Source organism: Pseudomonas fluorescens, assembly GCF_902497895.1.
In the GTDB taxonomy this organism is placed as follows: Bacteria; Pseudomonadota; Gammaproteobacteria; order Pseudomonadales; family Pseudomonadaceae; genus Aquipseudomonas; species Aquipseudomonas fluorescens_BP.
In genome coordinates this window covers 1-5290 of sequence record NZ_CABVHQ010000129.1, presented here as the reverse complement: position 1 = coordinate 5290, position 5290 = coordinate 1, and the positions used below count along the sequence as shown (strand labels likewise).

Annotated in this window: 6 protein-coding genes; 5 read left to right on the top strand and 1 reads right to left on the bottom strand. The window is 61.6% G+C overall.

The window, feature by feature from the left end:
• The 4 genes from F8N21_RS29815 to hemN all read left to right on the top strand — a co-directional run.
• The coding region (locus F8N21_RS29815) for an HAD-IC family P-type ATPase (RefSeq protein WP_150645535.1) at positions 1-524 on the top strand (524 nt) is incomplete at its 5' end.
• A gap of 22 nt (positions 525-546) precedes the next feature.
• Positions 547-780, top strand: coding sequence for a cbb3-type cytochrome oxidase assembly protein CcoS (gene ccoS, locus F8N21_RS29810; RefSeq protein ID WP_150645534.1), 234 nt, complete (start codon positions 547-549; stop codon positions 778-780).
• Positions 773-1456, top strand: a complete 684-nt coding sequence (locus tag F8N21_RS29805) for a sulfite exporter TauE/SafE family protein (protein ID WP_150645533.1) — start codon at positions 773-775, stop codon at positions 1454-1456. Before ccoS ends, F8N21_RS29805 begins: the two co-directional genes overlap by 8 nt.
• A gap of 289 nt (positions 1457-1745) precedes the next feature.
• Positions 1746-3128, top strand: coding sequence for an oxygen-independent coproporphyrinogen III oxidase (gene hemN / locus F8N21_RS29800; protein ID WP_150645532.1), 1383 nt, complete (start codon positions 1746-1748; stop codon positions 3126-3128).
• 375 nt (positions 3129-3503) lie between these two features.
• Here hemN and F8N21_RS29795 read toward each other — a convergent pair whose 3' ends face one another.
• Positions 3504-3983 (bottom strand): hypothetical protein, encoded by a 480-nt coding sequence (locus tag F8N21_RS29795; protein WP_150645531.1) that lies wholly within the window; start codon positions 3981-3983, stop codon positions 3504-3506.
• Between the two features lie 154 nt (positions 3984-4137).
• Here F8N21_RS29795 and fnr point away from each other — a divergent pair, with 154 nt between their 5' ends.
• Positions 4138-4872 (top strand): fumarate/nitrate reduction transcriptional regulator Fnr, encoded by a 735-nt coding sequence (gene fnr, locus F8N21_RS29790; protein WP_150645530.1) that lies wholly within the window; start codon positions 4138-4140, stop codon positions 4870-4872.
• Positions 4873-5290 lie beyond the last annotated feature (418 nt).

The following is a 5290-nucleotide window of genomic DNA, read 5'->3' as shown; positions in this document are numbered from 1 at the left end:
GGCGTACGCTGCTGCTGTCGGGCGACAGCTCGCCGATGGTCGCCAGCGTTGCCGCCGAGCTGGGCATCGATGAAGCCCATGGCAGTCTGCGTCCCGATGACAAGCTGCAGGTGCTGCAACAACTGCACCTCGAAGGGCGCAAGGTGCTGATGCTCGGTGATGGGGTCAACGACGTGCCCGTGCTGGCCGCCGCCGATATCAGCGTGGCCATGGGCTCGGCCACCGACCTGGCGAAAACCAGCGCCGATGCGGTGCTGTTGTCCAACCGTCTCGAGGCGCTGGTGCAAGCCTTCAGCCTCGCTCGCCGGACCCGCCGGGTCATCATCGAGAACCTGTTGTGGGCCGGGTTGTACAATGGCCTTATGTTGCCGTTCGCCGCCCTCGGCTGGATCACGCCGATCTGGGCGGCGGTCGGCATGTCCATCAGTTCGTTGACCGTGGTGCTCAACGCGTTGCGCCTGACTCGCATGCCGAGCCCGCCGCACGCCGGCGCCACGCCAGTAAATCGCCCGCTGCCGGCCTGAGCCGCGCGGGCATGGAGTCAAGATGCCAGCTCTCTACGTGATGATCCCGGCCGCGCTGCTGATCGTGGCCATCGCCATTTTCATTTTCTTCTGGGCGGTCGACAGCGGTCAGTACGATGACCTCGACGGCCCGGCCCACAGCATTCTGTTCGATGACCAGGACCCGAACCACCAGGCCGCCGTCGACGAGGCCAGTGGCCAGCCGCCGACTGCCAAACCGGAACCGGCGAAAGACCAGGCGCCTCCCCATGCTTGAGCTGGCGCCGCTGCTGGTTTCCGCGGTGATCCTCGGCTTGCTCGGTGGCGGTCATTGCCTGGGTATGTGCGGTGGGCTGATGGGCGCATTGACCCTGGCGATTCCCAAGGAGCAGCGCAGCCGGCGCTTTCGTCTGCTGCTGGCGTACAACCTGGGGCGGATTCTCAGTTATGCCACGGCCGGCCTGCTGATCGGCCTGGCCGGCTGGGCGGTGGCCAACAGCCCGGCGGCGATGTACATGCGGGTGCTCGCCGGGGTGCTGCTGATTGTCATGGGTCTGTACCTGGCCGGCTGGTGGAGCGGCCTGACCCGCATCGAAAGCCTCGGACGCGGCCTGTGGCGGCATATCCAGCCATTCGCCAACCGCCTGCTGCCGGTGTCGAGCCTGCCCCGCGCGTTGTTGCTGGGCGCGCTCTGGGGCTGGCTGCCGTGCGGTCTGGTGTACAGCACGCTGCTCTGGTCCGCCAGCCAGGGCAATGCCCTCGACAGCGGACTGCTGATGCTCGCCTTCGGCCTGGGCACCTGGCCGGTGCTGCTGGCCACCGGCCTGGCCGCCGAACGGGTCACCGCCCTGCTGCGCAAACGCAGCGTGCGCATGACCGGCGGGTTGCTGGTGATCCTGTTCGGTATCTGGACCCTGCCGGGGCCGCATCAGCATTGGATGATGGGGCATTAGTAGGAGCTGCCGCAGGCTGCGATCTTTTGATCTTTCTTCTATTCCTGATCATTGCGGTGCAGCCGAAAAGATCGCAGCCTATCGGCAGCTCCTACGGATTTGCGTACATCCTACATTTCCCGGGTGTACAAGGTCCCCGTAGGAGCTGCCGCAGGCTGCGATCTTTTGATCCTGGCGATATCACCGGCGCCTCGATTTTGGCCTGACCACCGTTGATGCAAATCAACATGCCCCTGCCCCCTACCCCCTAGACTCGCAGGCACTGCCAGCCTATCCGGGGAATGCCCGCATGCTCGACGCCATTCGTTGGGACACAGATCTGATCCGCCGTTACGACCTGGTGGGGCCGCGCTATACCTCGTACCCGACCGCCGTGCAATTCAACAGCCAGGTTGGCACTTTCGACCTGCTCCACGCGCTGCGTGACAGCCGCAGGGCGCAACGGCCGTTGTCCCTGTATGTGCATGTGCCGTTCTGCGCGAACATCTGCTACTACTGCGCCTGCAACAAAGTCATCACCAAAGACCGTGGCCGCGCCTTGCCCTATTTGCAGCGCCTGGAGCAGGAGATGCAGTTGATCGCCTGCCATCTCGACCCGAACCAGCAGGTCGAGCAACTGCACCTGGGCGGCGGTACACCGACTTTTCTCAGTCATGACGAACTGCGCCAGCTGATGGCCCGGTTGCGGGAAAATTTCAATCTGCTGGACGATGACTCCGGTGATTACAGCATCGAGATCGACCCCCGGGAGGCCGACTGGTCGACCATGGGCCTGCTCCGGGAACTGGGCTTCAACCGCGTCAGCATCGGCGTGCAGGACCTGGACCCGGCAGTCCAGCGGGCGGTCAATCGGCTGCAAAGCCTGGAAGAAACCCGCGCCGTGATCGATGCAGCACGCACGCTGCAGTTTCGCTCGATCAATATCGACTTGATCTACGGCCTGCCCAAGCAGACGCCGGACAACTTCGCCCGCACGATCGATGAAATCATCAGCCTGCAACCGGACCGGCTCTCGGTGTTCAACTATGCGCATCTGCCCGAGCGCTTCTTGCCGCAACGACGGATCAACAGCAACGACTTGCCGACGCCCGCCGAAAAGCTGGAAATGCTCCAGCGCACCATCGAACAACTGACCGCGGCGGGTTATCGCTACATCGGCATGGACCACTTCGCCCTGCCCGATGACGAGCTGGCCATTGCCCAGGAAGACTCGACCCTGCAGCGCAACTTCCAGGGCTACACCACCCATGGTCATTGCGATCTGATCGGTCTCGGGGTCTCGGCCATCAGCCAGATCGGCAACCTGTACTGCCAGAACAGCAGCGATATGACTCACTACCAGAACGCCCTGGGCGATATGCACCTGGCCACCAGTCGCGGTCTGCTGTGCAATCAGGACGACCGTGTCCGCCGGGAAGTGATTGCGCAACTGATTTGCAGTTTCAGCCTGGAGTTCGCCGAGATCGACCTGGCTTTCAATATCGATTTTCGCGCTTACTTCGCCGAACTCTGGCCGCAGCTGGAAGCCATGGCCGAGGACGGCCTGATCGAGCTCGACAATGAACGGCTCGAGGTCTTGCCCGCCGGGCGCCTGCTGGTACGTTCGGTGTGCATGATCTTCGATGCGTACCTGCAACAACAGAGTCGCCAGCGCTTTTCGCGAGTCATTTGAGCACCGATTCGTCGCGAGCCCTAATGCCAGTCAGTCAGGCATTGGATGCCGCCAAAAGATCGCAGCCTGCGGCAGCTCCTACAGGTTTTGCGCACACCCTTTATTACGAGGGTGAATCGGCGGTACACGTTTTGCGCACACCCTTTATTACGAGGGTGAATCGGCGGTACACGTTTTGCGCACACCCTTTATTACGAGGGTGAATCGGCGGTACACGTTTTGCGCACACCCGTTATTACGAGGGTGAATCGGCGGGGCGTAGGAGCTGCCGCAGGCTGCGATCCTGGCGATATTGCACTCGCCGAAAGGCTCTGGTTTATGTCGAAGGGCTGTGCATTTCTCTGCACTGACTGGCATTGGTGGCGAGACCGGACGTTAACTCATCGCCAACGACATCGCCTTCATCACGGCTTCGGCACTCAACCCGGAATCTTTCATGGCCTTGGCCAAGGACGCATTAGCCGTTATCAGCCCTGCATTCAGACCGCCGAGGGCAGTTTGCAGGTTAGCCACCCTGGCCTGGGCCTGCTCGGGGGTAAGGCTTCTGTCCGCCATGACCGCCTGCATTTCGCCCAGTTTCTCGGCGATCTGCTGCTTCAGCAGGCGAATCATCTTGAGGATCTGCTGGATATTGTCCGGCAGACCGCTTTCTTCGATGTCGCTGTTCGCCGTTTTACCGGTCCCGGCAGCCTTTTGCAGGGCGGCCCCGGAAATAGTTACGGTGACGCCTTCTACGGTTTTACTCTTCTCGGGAGTCTTCGAGGTGCTCGTTTGCTGCCGGGCAGTGTCGCTGGTTGATTCGATCAGCGACTGCAAGCTATTGCTGCCGTTGGTAATACCGCCAATGGGCTGCATGACCACCTTCCTTGAAATGGATCCAATGATAGTTCATCGGCCGAGAATCCAAGAGCTTTATGGCCATGAGCCATTGCCGTGTGCGCTGGCCTGAACCTCCTCCGGTAGGGTACCCTTACGTCTTATGTGTGCTTTTCCCACAAGGATTTAAGAAATGTCCGAGCCAGTCAAGCTGCGCGCTCATAGCCAGGCCCATTGCAAGGATTGCAGCCTGGCCCCCCTCTGCCTCCCACTTTCTCTGAATCTGGAAGACATGGATGCGCTGGACGAGATCGTCAAACGTGGTCGCCCCCTGAAGAAAGGCGAGTTTCTGTTCCGCCAGGGCGATGGGTTCGATGCGGTCTTTGCAGTTCGCTCTGGCGCCTTGAAGACCTTCAGCTTGAGCGACGGCGGTGAGGAGCAGATCACTGGCTTCCACCTGCCCAGCGAACTGGTCGGGTTATCGGGCATGGACACCGAAAAACACCCGGTGTCGGCGCAAGCGCTGGAAACCACCTCGGTCTGTGAAATCCCCTTCGACCGCCTCGACGAACTGGCGCTGCAACTGCCGCAATTGCGCCGCCAGCTGATGCGGGTGATGAGCCGCGAGATTCGCGACGATCAGCAAATGATGCTGCTGCTGTCGAAGAAAACCGCCGACGAACGCATCGCGACCTTCCTGGTCAACCTGTCGGCGCGTTTCCGCGCTCGTGGTTTCTCGGCCAATCAGTTCCGGCTGAGCATGTCGCGCAACGAGATCGGTAACTACCTGGGCCTGGCAGTGGAAACCGTGTCCCGGGTGTTCACCCGCTTCCAGCAGAGCGAACTACTCGCCGCTGAAGGCAAGGAAGTGCACATTCTCGATCCGATCCAGCTCTGTGCCCTGGCCGGTGGCTCGCTGGAAGGCTGACTGTGTAGGAGCTGCCGCAGGCTGCGATCTTTTCGGCGGTTGACGCGGGGGAGCCTTCGTTGGCAAGCTTGCTCCCACAACATCAAGATCAAAAGATCGCAGCCTGCGGCAGCTCCTACAGGGGGATTGCGGGCACCCGCAAGATCGCAGGTGTACGCGAGGGGATTGCAGGCACCCACACATCCCAAGTGTATGCGGTCAGCGTAGGAGCTGCCGCAGGCTGCGATCTTTTCGGCGGCTAACGCGCGGGGAGCCTTCCCGGGCAGGCTCGCTCCCACAACATCAAGATCAAAAGATCGCAGCCTGCGGCAGCTCCTACAGGGGGATTGCGGGCACCCGCAAGATCGCAGGTGTACGCGGGGGGATTGCAGGCACCCACACATCCCAAGTGTATGCGGTCAGCGTAGGAGCTGCCGCA